15 protein-coding genes are annotated in these 14167 nt (G+C 37.8%); 10 read left to right on the forward strand and 5 right to left on the reverse strand.

Features of this window, described 5'->3' with window-relative positions:
* Window positions 1-21: 21 nt before the first annotated feature.
* The 3 genes from yaaA to MWU82_RS18470 all read right to left on the reverse strand — a co-directional run bounded on the left by yaaA (window position 22) and on the right by MWU82_RS18470 (window position 2506).
* A complete protein-coding gene (gene yaaA, locus MWU82_RS18460; RefSeq protein ID WP_215948726.1) occupies window positions 22-783 on the reverse strand; it encodes a peroxide stress protein YaaA in 762 nt (253 codons plus the stop codon).
* Window positions 784-884: 101 nt separating this feature from the next.
* Window positions 885-1916, reverse strand: coding sequence for an RluA family pseudouridine synthase (locus MWU82_RS18465; protein ID WP_247097519.1), 1032 nt, complete (start codon window positions 1914-1916; stop codon window positions 885-887).
* Window positions 1917-1918: 2 nt separating this feature from the next.
* On the reverse strand, window positions 1919-2506 hold the full coding sequence (locus MWU82_RS18470; RefSeq protein WP_215948724.1) for a PASTA domain-containing protein: 588 nt from the start codon (window positions 2504-2506) through the stop codon (window positions 1919-1921).
* Between the two features lie 200 nt (window positions 2507-2706).
* On the opposite strand from MWU82_RS18470, the gene MWU82_RS18475 reads away from it, so the two are divergent.
* The 5 genes from MWU82_RS18475 to MWU82_RS18495 all read left to right on the forward strand — a co-directional run bounded on the left by MWU82_RS18475 (window position 2707) and on the right by MWU82_RS18495 (window position 8617).
* Window positions 2707-3690 carry a D-alanine--D-alanine ligase gene (locus MWU82_RS18475; RefSeq protein ID WP_247097520.1) on the forward strand — a complete coding sequence of 328 codons (984 nt, stop codon included), beginning with the start codon at window positions 2707-2709 and terminating at the stop codon, window positions 3688-3690.
* 104 nt (window positions 3691-3794) lie between these two features.
* Window positions 3795-4256 (forward strand): pantetheine-phosphate adenylyltransferase, encoded by a 462-nt coding sequence (coaD, locus tag MWU82_RS18480; RefSeq protein ID WP_215948722.1) that lies wholly within the window; start codon window positions 3795-3797, stop codon window positions 4254-4256.
* Window positions 4257-4483: 227 nt separating this feature from the next.
* Window positions 4484-6334 (forward strand): PAS domain-containing protein, encoded by a 1851-nt coding sequence (locus MWU82_RS18485; protein ID WP_215948721.1) that lies wholly within the window; start codon window positions 4484-4486, stop codon window positions 6332-6334.
* Entirely contained in the window at window positions 6321-6731 is a 411-nt protein-coding gene (locus MWU82_RS18490; protein WP_215948720.1) for a response regulator, read from the forward strand. Before MWU82_RS18485 ends, MWU82_RS18490 begins: the two co-directional genes overlap by 14 nt.
* A gap of 140 nt (window positions 6732-6871) precedes the next feature.
* Window positions 6872-8617 (forward strand): M14 family metallopeptidase, encoded by a 1746-nt coding sequence (locus MWU82_RS18495; RefSeq protein ID WP_247097521.1) that lies wholly within the window; start codon window positions 6872-6874, stop codon window positions 8615-8617.
* Between the two features lie 4 nt (window positions 8618-8621).
* On the opposite strand, the gene MWU82_RS18500 is transcribed toward MWU82_RS18495, so the two are convergent.
* On the reverse strand, window positions 8622-9209 hold the full coding sequence (locus MWU82_RS18500; RefSeq protein WP_215948718.1) for an NUDIX hydrolase: 588 nt from the start codon (window positions 9207-9209) through the stop codon (window positions 8622-8624).
* 7 nt (window positions 9210-9216) lie between these two features.
* Between MWU82_RS18500 and pyrE the strand changes: the two genes are divergently transcribed.
* Complete coding sequence (gene pyrE, locus MWU82_RS18505; protein ID WP_111625419.1) at window positions 9217-9858, forward strand: orotate phosphoribosyltransferase; 642 nt, start codon at window positions 9217-9219, stop codon at window positions 9856-9858.
* Between the two features lie 3 nt (window positions 9859-9861).
* A complete protein-coding gene (locus MWU82_RS18510) occupies window positions 9862-10254 on the forward strand; it encodes an SRPBCC family protein (RefSeq protein ID WP_247097522.1) in 393 nt (130 codons plus the stop codon).
* Between the two features lie 29 nt (window positions 10255-10283).
* Here MWU82_RS18510 and MWU82_RS18515 read toward each other — a convergent pair whose 3' ends face one another.
* A complete protein-coding gene (locus tag MWU82_RS18515; protein ID WP_247097523.1) occupies window positions 10284-11015 on the reverse strand; it encodes a biotin--[acetyl-CoA-carboxylase] ligase in 732 nt (243 codons plus the stop codon).
* A 93-nt stretch (window positions 11016-11108) separates the two neighbouring features.
* Between MWU82_RS18515 and rsfS the strand changes: the two genes are divergently transcribed.
* From rsfS to MWU82_RS18530, 3 genes are all read left to right on the forward strand, one after another.
* Window positions 11109-11486, forward strand: coding sequence for a ribosome silencing factor (rsfS, locus tag MWU82_RS18520; RefSeq protein WP_072863361.1), 378 nt, complete (start codon window positions 11109-11111; stop codon window positions 11484-11486).
* 9 nt (window positions 11487-11495) lie between these two features.
* Window positions 11496-13493, forward strand: coding sequence for an ATP-dependent zinc metalloprotease FtsH (gene ftsH, locus MWU82_RS18525; RefSeq protein ID WP_215948715.1), 1998 nt, complete (start codon window positions 11496-11498; stop codon window positions 13491-13493).
* Window positions 13494-13554: 61 nt separating this feature from the next.
* Window positions 13555-14166 carry an LUD domain-containing protein gene (locus MWU82_RS18530; RefSeq protein ID WP_215948714.1) on the forward strand — a complete coding sequence of 204 codons (612 nt, stop codon included), beginning with the start codon at window positions 13555-13557 and terminating at the stop codon, window positions 14164-14166.
* The last annotated feature ends 1 nt before the right edge of the window (window position 14167 follow it).

A 14167-nucleotide genomic window follows, 5' to 3' on the forward strand; every position in this document is an offset into this window, starting at 1 on the left:
CGCTTTTTTTCTGGAAATATTCTATCGGATAAACACTGGTTGATTTTCCTTCAGGGTATGTTCCTTACTGTACAGATAGCCATCCCTGTCGAACCCCTTAACATCCTCCAAGGTTTTGGCGTCGGTATCCAAAATATAACGCACCATGGTTCCCCTAGCTTTTTTGGCAAAAAAACTAATTATCTTTAAATTATCATTCTTCCAATCCTTGAATATTGGGGTAATTACCGGCACTTTAAGATGCTTTTCGTCTACCGCACTAAAATATTCATTGCTGGCCAGGTTAAGGAAAAGCTCCTTGTCCTGCAATTCAGAATTTAGATAATCGGTAATCTGTTTTTTCCAGAACTCGTATAGATTCTTTTTACGTCCTATCTTTAATGGTGTCCCCATTTCCAAGCGATAGGGCTGCATGAGATCCAAAGGTTTTAAAACACCGTACAAACCCGATAATATCCTTAGTTTCCCCTGAAGACTTTCCAATTTATCCGTTGCAAGGGTATAGGCGTCCAGACCTTGGTAAACATCCCCGTTGAAAGCATAAATTGCAGGCCTGGCATTTGCTTCCGTAAAGGGAACCGTAAACTGCTGGTTCCTTTCCCAATTCAGTTCTGCAAGATTGGCCGAAATGCCCATTAACTCGGATAAGGCCTTGGGCTTTTTCTTTGCCAGAACCTTGTTCAACTGTTCGGCTTCCTTTAAAAAATAGGGTTGTGAAAATTCCTTGGTAGGCAATTTACTTTCGAAATCCAAAGATTTTGCAGGTGATATAACTATTTTCATACTTGTTGGGATCTTATTAAGAATTAAGCCAAAAATAATAGCTGACCATTAAATTACCTAACTCTTTAAAATCTTGTTATCAATATCGGTATAAACGAAACCTATTCTGCTTGACTATGCTTGGCATATTGCCTCCATTTTTCAATGCAGTTGGCCATGTCCTCAGGTATTTCGGAGTCGAACCTCATGAATTTGCCGGAAACGGGATGCACAAACCCCAAGGTCTTTGCATGTAGTGCCTGTCTAGGTAAGATTTTAAAGGCGTTATCTACAAATTGCTTGTATTTTGTAAAAGTGGTTCCCTTCAAAACTTTTTCCCCACCATACCGCTCATCGTTGAACAAGGTATGGCCAATATGTCTTAAATGCACCCGGATCTGATGCGTTCTTCCTGTTTCCAAAGTACAGGAAAGCATGGTTACATATCCAAAGCGTTCCAGAACCTTGTAGTGGGTAACCGCCTCCTTGCCCTGCTCTCCTTCAGGAAAAACATGCATCTGCAATCGGTTTTTAGGATTACGGCCAATATGCCCCTCTATAGTTCCTTCATCCTCTTCCACATTTCCCCAGACCAATGCTATATATTCACGTTCGCTCGATTTTTCAAAAAACTGCTTGGCCAAATGCGTCATTGCAGTTTCTGTTTTTGCCACCACCAAGAGGCCAGAGGTATCCTTATCTATTCTATGCACCAGACCGGGACGTTCATCACTGTTCTTTGGCAAATTGTCGAAATGATAGATCAAGGCATTGATCAAGGTTCCTGAATAATTTCCATGCCCGGGATGCACCACCATCCCAGCAGGTTTGTTCACTACCAAAAGAACATCATCCTCATAGACAATATTTAACGGTATGTTCTCTGGCGTAAGTAAGTTTTCGTGGGGTGGATGCGCAAACATGACCCGAATATGGTCACCTGCCTTTACCTTGTAATTTTGTTTTACCGTTGCACCGTTTACCCAGACATTTCCATCCCTTGCGGCCTGCTGGATTTTATTTCTTGTTGCATTTTCAATGAAATTCATTAAAAACTTATCGATCCTTAACGGATCCTGACCTTTGGAAGCCTTAAAACTATGATGCTCAAAAAGTTCCTCCTCATTTAATTCAAACTCATCCTGTGCTTCCATAATTATTCAGACTCTGCCTTTACTTCTGCTCTTGCGGTAATATTACCGTTGCCGCATATCAACTCTATCTTCGAGGTTTTTGGCAGCTTGTCCCCAGGGACAATATATTTTCCTTTATACTTAATGTTGTAGACCATATCCTTTCCCAATTCGTCCACATAGGTAACCCTTTCCACTTCCAAACCAACTGCCTTGAGCATTGAGCTTGCATTTCTTTGGGTAACCTGAATAATATTCGGAATGGTGACTTTTTTATATCCGGATGGATTAACGGTAATGTAAATTTTCCTGTTCTCCTTAACCTTGCTCCCGGCGCGGGGAGTTTGGTCTATAATGGAAAACCTAGGATAGGTTGGATTATAGTTGGCCGAATCCAATACCTCATATCTCAATTGTGATTGATCAATAATCGACCTCATCTCCGTCACCGATAATTTGGATAGATCAGGAACCTCTACAAACTTACCGTGATTGGTAGTGGCCTTTAAATACTGCATAGCCCCAACTACCAACAAAACAGAAACCACTAATGCCAGCACCAACTGAATCAAAAAAGATTTACTCGTTAAAAAATTAAAAAAATTTCGCATGGTATATTTTCTTGTGCCACAAAGATAGAAAACCGGACGCTTTTTCTTTACTTTGAACGCATGTTATTTGATTATTGATTTTAGCTATCAGATAGCTTTAAAAATAGCCTGAATAATTATGGCCTTTTTAAAGCATGCTTGCTTACAATAACTCACTTTGACTGGCTGTTATTACCAATTTTTAAATTTAGTTTTATCCAATGAAGAAAAATATTGCAATTATAATGGGTGGCTACTCCAGCGAGTATAAGATTTCCTTAACTAGCGGAGGTGTAGTATATGATTATTTGGACAAAGAAAAATTCAACGCCTATAGAATACATATTTTTAAGAACAAATGGGTCTATGTAGATGCTGACCAAAAAGAACACCCTGTTAATAGGCATGATTTTACAGTTGATACAGCCACCGAAATTATAAAATTCGATTGCGTATTTAATGCAATTCACGGTTCACCCGGGGAGGATGGCCTTATGCAGGCCTATTTTGAACTGATTGGAATACCGCAAACTTCCTGCGATTACTACCAAGCCTCCTTGACCTTTAACAAACGTGACCTGCTGAGCGTTCTAAAGCCATATGGCATAAAGTCGGCACCTTCGTACTATATTAATTTGGGAGACCCTATTGACGAAGATGGGATAATAGCAAAAGTAGGATTGCCCTGTTTTGTAAAAGCCAATAAGGCCGGAAGCAGTTTTGGCATTTCCAAAGTCTACAAAAAAGAAGAATTGCTCAATGCCATTGACAATGCCTTTAAAGAGGACAATGAAATACTTATAGAATCCTTTTTAAACGGAACCGAGGTTTCGGTCGGGGTTATCAAATACAAAGGGGAGACCAAAGTATTGCCGATCACCGAAATTGTATCTGAAAACGATTTTTTTGATTACGAAGCCAAATACGAAGGCAAATCCCAAGAAATAACACCGGCAAGAATAACAAAGGAACAAGAGAAAAAGGTGAGCCAAATAGCACAAAAAGCCTATGAAGTCTTAAAAATGAAAGGGTTTTCTAGAAGTGAGTTCATTTTTGTGAATGATGAGCCTTTTATGCTGGAAATGAATACCACACCCGGCCTTACCACAGAAAGTATATTGCCCCAGCAGGCCAAAATAGCAGGTATTTCCCTTTCTGAACTCTTTGAAAGTGCCGTTTGGGAAGCTTTGGGAGAAAATAAGTAATTTTAAAACCATACCCGCTTACAATAGAATGGGTATTTTAGTTAATCCTTTATTTCCGGCCTTATGTTAGGTCACTGGAAATAGACAACCTTAATTTTGCAAAAATGAAGAAAAGACGTGCCATCTTTCCAGGTTCTTTTGATCCCTTGACCTTAGGGCATTATGACATTATAAAAAGGGGAATAACCCTTTTTGATGAACTGATCATAGCCATAGGGGTAAATACCGATAAGAAATACATGTTCACTCTCGAGGAGCGCAAAAGATTTATTTCCGAGGCTTTTAAGGATGAACCACAAATAACCGTTCTAACTTATCAGGGGCTAACGGTTGACTTTTGCAAGAAAGTTAACGCAAGCTTTATACTAAGAGGCCTTAGAAATCCAGGAGATTTCGAATTTGAAAAGGCAATAGCCCATACCAATCGTAAGCTTTCCGAAATAGAAACCGTATTCTTGCTGACCTCCTCGGGCAAATCCTACATTAGTTCTTCCATTGTTAGGGATGTAATTAGAAACGGTGGTGACTATTCTGGCTTGGTTCCAGATTCGGTCAGGACAAAATAAAATAAACCCTTGTATTAATCCTTCAAGGAACCCAATGCATATTCGGCGTAGTCATTTGACTATTACCGTGAGAAGACTACATTTTCCAGATTCCCACGGAACTGAAAACAATGGAAAATGGCTATAAATTTCTTCATATTACCGTTACACAACTAATTTCGTCCAATTCACAACAATCTATTCGCTGTATTAAATAATCGGACTACTATTGTAGGAAAATGCGACAGATGATTATGAATACCCCCATCGTATCAAACCAATTCCTAATAAAACAGTTGCCAAAACCAACTGCCTTTATTAATAGGGAGTTTAAGGTTGTACTCGCGTCGGATAAATGGGCCGAAGAATTTGGATTCCAAGGCAAGGACTATATTGGAAAATCCATTTATGAACTGTTCGGAAATACGAGCAAGAAATGGTCCAATAATTTGTTGGCATGTTTCGATGGGAAATTTCCAGAGTCGGATATAGAGGCCTATCTAGATAATAGCTCTAAAGAAAAGTGGTTCGAATGGACAAATATTCCTTGGTACGATGAACAGGAAAACATAATTGGCGCAATCGTGCAAACCATAGATGTTACGGATAAGGTTAAGAACGAATTAAGAATAGAGAAACTGGAATTCCTTCAAAAGGAGACAGGAGAGCATGGAAAAATAGGTAATTGGGAATACCAAAAATCTAAGGATAAGTTTACATGCTGTGAAATGATAAGACGTATTTTCGAGGTCGATGATGATTTTGAAATCAATATAGACAACTCTGTAAATTTTTATAAGACCGGCTATAGCAGGAACACCATTTCCATGGCCATCTATTCTGCCAACCAGAAAAAATCCCCTTGGAACGAAAAATTGCAGATCATTACCGCTAAAGGAAATGAAAAGTGGGTGAATGTTTCCGGAAAGCCATTATATAAGAATGGCGAATACGTGGGACTCATAGGAATTGTTCAGGACATAACGGATTTTGTACAGAAAGAACAAAAAACCAAAGACAATGAACATTTATTAAAAACACTAATAAACAATCTACCATTACAGATTTATATTAAAGATACCCAATCAAAAAAGTTACTGGCAAATAAATCTGAACTGCAATTTCTTGGAATTGAAAATGAGAGCGATATTATCGGGAAGGATGATTTTGACCTGTACGACAGGGCTACGGCTCAAAAATTCAGGGATGAGGACATTGAAGTCATGATTTCGCAAATTCCTATGTTGAACAAGGAATTAACACGTACCGGCCCTGATGGTTCCGTTATTACCTTTCTATCTTCCAAAATTCCATTAATAGGGGAAAATGGCGAAGTTACCGGACTTGTAGGGATCAGCATGGATATTTCAGAACAAAAACAAAAACAGAAAGAACTCAAAAGCCTAATATCCGTAACCTCTTCCCAAAATAAAAAGCTAATTAATTTTGCCCATATTGTATCGCACAATTTAAGATCCCATTCTGCCAATTTTGCTATGCTATTGGATTTCTTGGGCCACGAGGATGATGAAAAGGAAAGACATAAAATTATGGAGATGCTTACGGACTCCTCCAAAAACCTAATGGAAACTCTTCATAATTTAAATGATATTGTTGCCATTAATACCGAGTCCAACATAATTAAGAAAGAGGTCAACTTCAATAAAAAGTTGAACACTGTACTTAAACAAGTCAATAATCAGCTAAACAAGGCCAAAGCCACTGTAATAAGTGAAGTATCAGATGATGTAAACATAAGCGTAGTACCCTCTTACTTAAAAAACATTTTGACAAATATTATTACCAATGCCCTGAAATATAAAAAACCAAATGTTGACCCAATAATTAAGTTAAGCGTTAATTATGTTCAAAATTATACGGTCATAAGTATTGAAGACAACGGTATTGGGCTGGATCTAAAAAAATACGGGAGCAAGTTATTTGGAATGTACAAAACCTTTCACGGCAATTCGGACGCAAAAGGTTTGGGACTGTACATTACAAAAAATCAAATTGAAGCGATGCATGGTAAAATTAGTGCCACGAGCCAAGTAGGTGTTGGAAGCACTTTTAATTTATATTTTAATGACAAAAATTAATTCAATTTTCATTGTCGATGATGACACCATAACAATCTACGGAATTAAAAAAATATTAAATTCTGTTGCTACTTGTAAGGATATTTTTGAATTCAAAAATGGACAAGTCGCAATTGATTGTATAAAGGAAATGATTATCGAAAAATCGGAACTGCCCGATTTAATTTTTTTGGACATCAACATGCCAATAATGGATGGCTGGGAATTCCTGGAAGAGTTCATAAAATTACCCATAAACAAAAAGGTCAATATAAATATTGTAACCTCCTCCATTGACCAATTTGACATGGACAAGGCCGAAAATTTTAGGTCCTTGACACACCACAACGTTATTTACAATAGCAAACCTATCCGAAGGTCTGAAATAGAAAAAATTACCGCTACCATTTCCGATTAATACCCAAGTTTTAGCTAACTTTGAATTCTTGAAGATTATTTTGGACTTCTTTTATTAAAGATTAAAATCCATCAATTACCTAATTTTTCAATTGAACTTCAAAGTCTTTTTTTTGAGTTTTAAACAAATTATAACGTAGCATGAAACTTCTGGTAAGACTTTTTTTACTGCTTTGTCTTATTTCTTGCGAGACCAAAAAAGAAAGAAAAATTGAAAATATTAAAACTGTTTTTGAGCGCAGTAACGGAGAAGAAACGGCTACTTATCTTCAAATCATAGACTTCTATATTCAACTTGCCAAGGAGTTCCCCGAAATAAACATACAGATCATTGGCACTACCGACAGCGGCAATCCTTTGCATGTGGTAACTTACAACCCGGATGCCGATTTTAATTTTCAAAAAATAGGGCGGGATAAGAGTATCCTATTTATAAATAATGGCATACATCCGGGAGAAAGCGATGGTATAGATGCAACAATGCTATTATTCAGGGATTTGGCACTAAAAAATATGGATGCTCCCGAGAATACAGTGGTGGTCACCATACCCGTATACAATGTTGGTGGCGCCTTAAACAGGAATTCTACATCCAGGGTAAATCAAAACGGCCCTAAATCCCATGGTTTTAGAGGCAACGCAAAAAATTACGACCTTAATCGCGATTTTATTAAAGTAGATTCTAAAAACGCCCACACTTTTGCCAAAATTTTTCATTTAATAAAACCGGATATATTTATAGACAACCATGTTAGCAATGGGGCGGACTATCAATACACACTTACCCACCTATTTACCCAACATAATAAATTGGGAGGTGAATTGGGCAATTACCTTCATGAAGAGATGGTGCCCACACTTGAAAATTCGCTTGCGGAGGCGGATTGGGACATTACGCCCTATGTAAATGTTTTTAACCAAGTACCTGAAAAAGGCTTTTCCCAATTTATGGATTATCCCAGATATTCTACAGGCTATACCACTCTTTGGAACACCTTGGGCCTAATGGTTGAAACACATATGCTTAAACCATACAAACAAAGAGTAGAGGGCGTCTATGCATTAATGACAAAAATCTTGGAAATTTCGGAGAAAGATTACAAGAAAATTAAAAACTTAAGGGAAAATGCTTTTGAAGTATATCTAGAGAAACAAAACTACCCGTTGCAATGGGCCATCGATACTACCAAAAGTACCACCCTGGAATTCAAGGGATATGAAGCCGATGAATTTAACAGTGAAATAACTGGCCTGCCAAGGCTTAAATACGATAGAAATAGACCTTTTGTAAAAGATGTTGAATACCAAAACTTTTATTATCCGACCCATGAGGTGGAAATTCCCAAGGCATATGTTATAAAGAAAGGATGGGACAAAATTATAGATCTATTAACGGTAAACCAAATAAGCTTTAAGACCTTAAAACAAGATACCTCCATATTGGTAGAGTCATATAAAATTGACAGCTACAGTACTGCTGAAAATTCATATGAGGGGCACTACCCACATTACAATACCAAAGTGCTGCGCAGCAACCAAAAAGTTAATTTTACGGCCGGGGACATCTTGGTCCCAACCAATCAGAAAGGCTTGCGCTATTTATTGGAGACCCTGGAGCCGGAGGCTACGGATTCTTTCTTTAATTGGAATTTCTTTGATGCTATTTTACAACAAAAGGAAGGTTTTTCTCCTTATGTGTTCGAAGATATTGCCTTGGAGATCCTTCAAGAGAACCAAGAAATGAAAACCCAATTTAATCTAAAAAAGGAAATCGACAGTACTTTTTCCGGTGACTGGTATGCTCAATTGGATTGGATATACAAAAGGTCCAAATACTATGAACCGGAACATAATCAATATCCCATTTATCGAATTCTAAAGGAATAATCCGTTAATCTTCAAACAGAATTCTAATGTTGGCATAAGAATTTTCCAATGCTTTTTTAATTTTATCAGGGCCTTTCCATTTTACTTTTTCTATTCCCTCAGAGGCTTCGCCCACCAAAATTCCTTTATAATTGGTCTTCATGGCAAACCAATGCACTTCCTTTAATTTGTAGGATCCATTCCTCTTAAAAAGGTGATAGGTGGTCCTCAGAAAATTCTCGATTTTCAACCCCTTTACCCCTGTCTCCTCCTCTACTTCGCGCAATGCACATTCCTCAATGGTCTCACCCTTGTCCAACTTCCCCTTTGGAAGGTCCCATTTATCGTTTCTGTAAATAAAAAGTACTTTCCCCTCCTTGTTGGTTACCACACCACCAGCTGCGACCACCAACGGTATTTTCTTCGAAAATTTCTTTAATATCTCCTCATTATTAGGGTGATAAATAAAAGCTTCATTAAGTTTTTTGCTAGCCAAGGAGTCTATTGCCTCATTAATAGCAGACCCGTTCAACAAAAAATATTTATTATTTGCCGTATCTGATAATTTATTTGTTAAAATCAGAGGTGACTCATTAACAAAAACTTTATACATTTGCGTCATGGTTTTAGACAAAGACACTGCCAAAAAAACTGCAGAGCTTCTGCTGCAAATTAATGCAATTAAGTTGAAACCTGAAAATCCTTTTACATGGGCTTCAGGTTGGAAATCTCCAATTTATTGCGATAATAGGATAATCCTCTCGTACCCAAGCATTAGAAATTATGTTCGGGAACAAATGGGAAAGCAAGTAGAAAGCCTGTACGGGAAGCCGGATGTGATAGCCGGTGTGGCCACAGGGGCCATAGGTATAGGGATGCTGGTAGCCGAGTATTTGGGACTACCTTTTATTTATGTACGGCCCGAAGCCAAATCCCACGGTCGCCAAAACCAAATAGAAGGTCGTTTGGAGGCCAATCAGAGTGTAGTTGTTATTGAAGACCTTATCAGCACTGGAAAAAGCAGCCTAAATGCAGTGGACGCTTTAAAAAGCAATGGTGCAAATGTAAAGGGAATGCTGGCCATTTTTACTTATGGATTTGATGTAGCCAATGAAAACTTTAAGAAATACGGCTTGGATCTACATACTTTGAGCAATTACGATTATTTAATTCAACAGGCCTCGGATACCAATTATATAAAAGAAAATCAATTAAAAACTTTACTAGAGTGGAAAAGCAGCCCCTCTACCTGGCAATCTTAGATTATGTATTTAGAAACACCCAAGAAAAAAGTAAATAAAAGCAGTAAGGAAGTTTTTGATTTTCTGAACGATGTGAAGAATTTTGAGACCTTAATGCCCGAAAATATTAGTAAGTTCGAGCTTATAAATGAAAATAGATTTTTATTTGCTCTTAAAGGAATGCCGGAAATTGTATTGCAAAAAAAACAGCAAACACCTCATTCACAAGTGATTTTTGGTGCAGCTAGTGACAAATTGCCCTTTACCCTGACTGCCGATATTGCAACACTAAATGAGAATGAAAGTGAGGTAACCCTAAGTTTTGAAGGGGAATTCAATGCTATGATGGCCATGATGATAAAATCACCTATCAATAATTTTATAGGGACACTATCCGAGAACCTTTCCAAAATATAAGTTCAGGTACTTATTTTAGGACATAAGGCTCAATACAGTAGCTTCACCTCTTTTAGGTTGAATTCTTTCAGTATGTTGTCCTCCATTAAAATCTTTAGTTTTCCCGCATCGGAAACGCCCTTTATAAAACCCATAAACATTTCGTCGTCCTGATTTTTAAAGGTTGACGGCTTATCTTTTCTAAAAAGTGTAGTCTCGTAACGCTCAAAAAGATTTCCCCTATCCATTTTTCCGTACTGCGCAATCAACTTTTTTAAATTTTCAACAATATTCAACAATAGCTCATCAAGATCCAATGATCTTCCCAAAAGTAGCTTTAAGGAGGACACATTGGGCAGGCTATTGAAGCTTAATTGATTTACATTTAATCCAATTCCGACAATGGAGGCTTGAATATGTTGTCCGGATAAAATATTTTCAATAAGAATTCCACAAATTTTGGAATGTCCTGACATAATGTCGTTAGGCCATTTAATCTTTAAATCCGGTACTTGAAGTTGGGTTAAAGTGTCATAAATTGCCAAAGAAACATAAATATTCAAAAGAAACTGTTCGGAGACAGGACTGTTTAAAGACCTCACTAAAACACTAAAGGTCAGGTTTTTACCAGGTTCCGAGAGCCAACTTGTCCCCATTTGCCCACGTCCCTTCAATTGGGTATGGGCCATTACCACCGTAAAATCCTCGATCTGATTATGGAACAACAAATCCTTTAAATAGGCGTTTGTGGAGTCCGTGGCACTAAGTTTGATTAATTGCATTTACAATCTTATGATTATTATATAATGTATTGTTAAAAACAATAGTTAAAAAAACAAAAAAATAATAACTTTGTAAAAATTTAAAATTTTTGAATGCAGAAAAGGAAAAGTAGCGCAGATGAGTTAATTGCCTTAATTTTAAGTGGAATAGAAGAGGTTAAAGGACATGATATAAATTTACTTGATCTTAGAGATATTGAGAATACTGTTTGTGACTACTTTATTATTTGTAATGGTACTTCCAACACACATGTAAATGCCATAGTAGGCTCCATCCAAAAAACTGTCAGTAAAGCAATTCAAGACAAACCTTGGCATGTAGAAGGTTCAGACAATGCGGAATGGGTTTTAATGGACTACGTAAACGTAGTAGTACATGTATTTCAAAAACAAGTTAGAGAATATTATGATATAGAAGGACTTTGGGGAGACGCCAAAGTAACCTCAGTTGAAAGTAGCTTCAATCAGTAAAAAAAAATAATGGCAAAAGAAAATAATACAGGTCCCAAAAAACCCAAATTCAATACTTGGTGGATATATGGCGTAATAGCAATATTATTAATTGGTTTTCAATTTTTCGGCAGCGGAAACTTCGCGAACACAAAAAAAGCAAGTACCTCCGAACTTCAGGAGTATCTTAGAAATGGGGATATCAGAAAAATATTGGTTATTACCAATACTAGACAAGCTAAAATCTTCCTTACGGAAGAGGCCTTAAAAAAGGAGGTTCACAAGGATGTATCCGATCAGCCCTTTTCCTTGACAGCCACTGCTACGCCTCAGTATGTAGTAAACTATGGGGATCAGCAGAACTTTGAAAATGAGATCAATGACATTAAAAAGGAAAACAATTTAGAAACGGAGCTTACATACGACCAAGAATCGAATGTACTTACCGAACTCCTTTTAACCTTGCTGCCATTTGTGCTGATCATAGGTATTTGGATCTATTTAATGCGCCGTATGTCAGGTGGAGCCGGTGGTGGAGCTGGAGGTCAGATTTTCAACATTGGAAAATCCAAGGCCAAATTGTTCGACGAAAAAACAGATACAAGAACCTCGTTCAAGGACGTTGCGGGATTGGAAGGCGCCAAGGAAGAAGTAGAGGAGATTGTGGAATTCTTAAGAAATCCGGACAAATATACCTCTTTAGGGGGTAAAATTCCCAAAGGAGCCCTATTGGTAGGACCTCCAGGAACAGGTAAAACCTTATTGGCCAAAGCTGTTGCAGGAGAAGCCAAAGTTCCTTTCTTTTCGCTTTCAGGTTCAGATTTCGTAGAGATGTTCGTAGGGGTGGGTGCCTCTAGGGTAAGAGACTTGTTTAAACAAGCCAAGGATAAATCACCTGCCATTATTTTTATTGATGAGATCGATGCCATTGGTAGGGCCAGAGGAAAGAATAATTTCACGGGTTCCAATGACGAAAGGGAAAATACCTTGAACCAGTTATTGACCGAAATGGATGGTTTTGGTACTAACACCAACGTTATTGTTTTGGCAGCGACCAACCGTGCAGATGTTTTGGACAAGGCATTAATGAGAGCGGGCCGATTTGATAGACAGATATACGTAGACCTTCCGGACATTAGGGAGAGGAAAGAAATTTTCGAAGTACACTTAAGACCTATAAAAACGGCCGAAACATTGGATTTGGATTTTCTGGCCAAACAAACTCCTGGTTTTTCCGGTGCCGATATTGCCAATGTATGTAACGAAGCGGCATTGATCGCAGCACGTAAAGAGAAAAAAGCTGTCACCAAACAAGACTTCTTGGATGCTGTAGACAGAATTGTTGGGGGTCTGGAGAAAAAGAACAAAATAATTACTCCTGGGGAAAAGGAAACTATTGCGTATCACGAAGCCGGACATGCCACAGTAAGTTGGATGTTGGAACACGCAGCACCCTTGGTAAAAGTAACTATAGTGCCCAGAGGACAATCCTTAGGTGCAGCTTGGTATTTACCGGAAGAACGCTTAATTGTTCGCCCGGAACAAATGAAAGATGAAATGTGTGCTACCTTGGGTGGTAGGGCTGCCGAAAAAGTAATCTTCAACAAGATCTCAACGGGTGCACTTAGCGATTTGGAGAAGGTGACAAAACAGGCCAGGGCCATGGTAACCATTTATGGATTAAACGAAGAGATCGGCAATATTACCTATTACGACTCATCTGGCCAAAATGAATATGGTTTCTCCAAACCCTATAGCGAACAGACTGCATTGACCATAGACAAGGAGATTTCCAAGCTTATTGAGGAGCAATATAAAAGAGCTGTTGAATTATTGTCCAACAACAAAGATAAACTTACCGAATTAGCGCAACGTTTATTGGAAAAAGAAGTTATATTTAAGGACGATTTGGAAAAGATTTTTGGTAAGCGCCCTTTTGAAAAAGACATAAGACTGGAAGCTGAGGAAGCAGCAGAAAAAGAAGAAAAAGCCAATAAGGATCTTCCAAAATCGGAAACAGAAAAATAAAACAATAAATAATTCGTTGTTCCTAAACAACTAGGGGGCTTAAAGCACCATTTAGATATTAATGGGATTATTTGATAAACTTTTCGGGGGAGGAAAAAGAAAGGTTTCCAAGGAAACTGTGGAAACGAGAGGGCAACATATGCCCGACTTAAACATTCCTGTCGACGAAAAGTTTACCATTAACTTTAAACATAACGGAGGTAAGTTCCTGTATTGTGATTCCATTAATGAGGTGTTCAGCAATTTGGACAACATTATCATTGAAAATAAATGGCAGGATCAAACCTTTTTTTCAATGGACAAAAGATTGGAGGAAAAGTTTTCCAAACAGGAAATAAATTTCACCAACCTCCCCAATAATAGCGAAATATTTTTCACTACCTGTGAGCATTTAATTGCCCAAAATGGTTCCATTTTGGTTTGCTCCAATCAGTTGAAGGAAAGAAAACTTCACGAATTACCATCAAATGTTATTGTTTTTGCCACTACTAGCCAAATGGTCGAATCTATTGGAGAGGGATTAAAGACCATTAAAAAGAAGTATAAAAATGTAATTCCGGCCAATATTACCACCATTAAACATTTCCAACCTACGGCTGAAAATTCAGACGATTTCTTAACTTACGGAAGTAGTTCTAAAAATCTTTATCTTTTACTTCTGGAAGACTTATAAC

This window comes from Arenibacter sp. S6351L (assembly GCF_023016025.1).
Taxonomy (GTDB): domain Bacteria; phylum Bacteroidota; class Bacteroidia; order Flavobacteriales; family Flavobacteriaceae; genus Arenibacter; species Arenibacter algicola_B.

Bases quoted from the DNA above. Each gene is read 5' to 3' on its own strand.
- yaaA (WP_215948726.1), bottom strand. From the start codon at position 783: ATGAAAATAGTTATATCACCTGCAAAATCTTTGGATTTCGAAAGTAAA.
- MWU82_RS18465 (WP_247097519.1), bottom strand. From the start codon at position 1,916: ATGGAAGCACAGGATGAGTTTGAATTAAATGAGGAGGAACTTTTTGAG.
- MWU82_RS18470 (WP_215948724.1), bottom strand. From the start codon at position 2,506: ATGCGAAATTTTTTTAATTTTTTAACGAGTAAATCTTTTTTGATTCAG.
- MWU82_RS18475 (WP_247097520.1), top strand. From the start codon at position 2,707: ATGAAGAAAAATATTGCAATTATAATGGGTGGCTACTCCAGCGAGTAT.
- coaD (WP_215948722.1), top strand. From the start codon at position 3,795: ATGAAGAAAAGACGTGCCATCTTTCCAGGTTCTTTTGATCCCTTGACC.
- MWU82_RS18485 (WP_215948721.1), top strand. From the start codon at position 4,484: ATGATTATGAATACCCCCATCGTATCAAACCAATTCCTAATAAAACAG.
- MWU82_RS18490 (WP_215948720.1), top strand. From the start codon at position 6,321: ATGACAAAAATTAATTCAATTTTCATTGTCGATGATGACACCATAACA.
- MWU82_RS18495 (WP_247097521.1), top strand. From the start codon at position 6,872: ATGAAACTTCTGGTAAGACTTTTTTTACTGCTTTGTCTTATTTCTTGC.
- MWU82_RS18500 (WP_215948718.1), bottom strand. From the start codon at position 9,209: ATGTATAAAGTTTTTGTTAATGAGTCACCTCTGATTTTAACAAATAAA.
- pyrE (WP_111625419.1), top strand. From the start codon at position 9,217: ATGGTTTTAGACAAAGACACTGCCAAAAAAACTGCAGAGCTTCTGCTG.
- MWU82_RS18510 (WP_247097522.1), top strand. From the start codon at position 9,862: ATGTATTTAGAAACACCCAAGAAAAAAGTAAATAAAAGCAGTAAGGAA.
- MWU82_RS18515 (WP_247097523.1), bottom strand. From the start codon at position 11,015: ATGCAATTAATCAAACTTAGTGCCACGGACTCCACAAACGCCTATTTA.
- rsfS (WP_072863361.1), top strand. From the start codon at position 11,109: ATGCAGAAAAGGAAAAGTAGCGCAGATGAGTTAATTGCCTTAATTTTA.
- ftsH (WP_215948715.1), top strand. From the start codon at position 11,496: ATGGCAAAAGAAAATAATACAGGTCCCAAAAAACCCAAATTCAATACT.
- MWU82_RS18530 (WP_215948714.1), top strand. From the start codon at position 13,555: ATGGGATTATTTGATAAACTTTTCGGGGGAGGAAAAAGAAAGGTTTCC.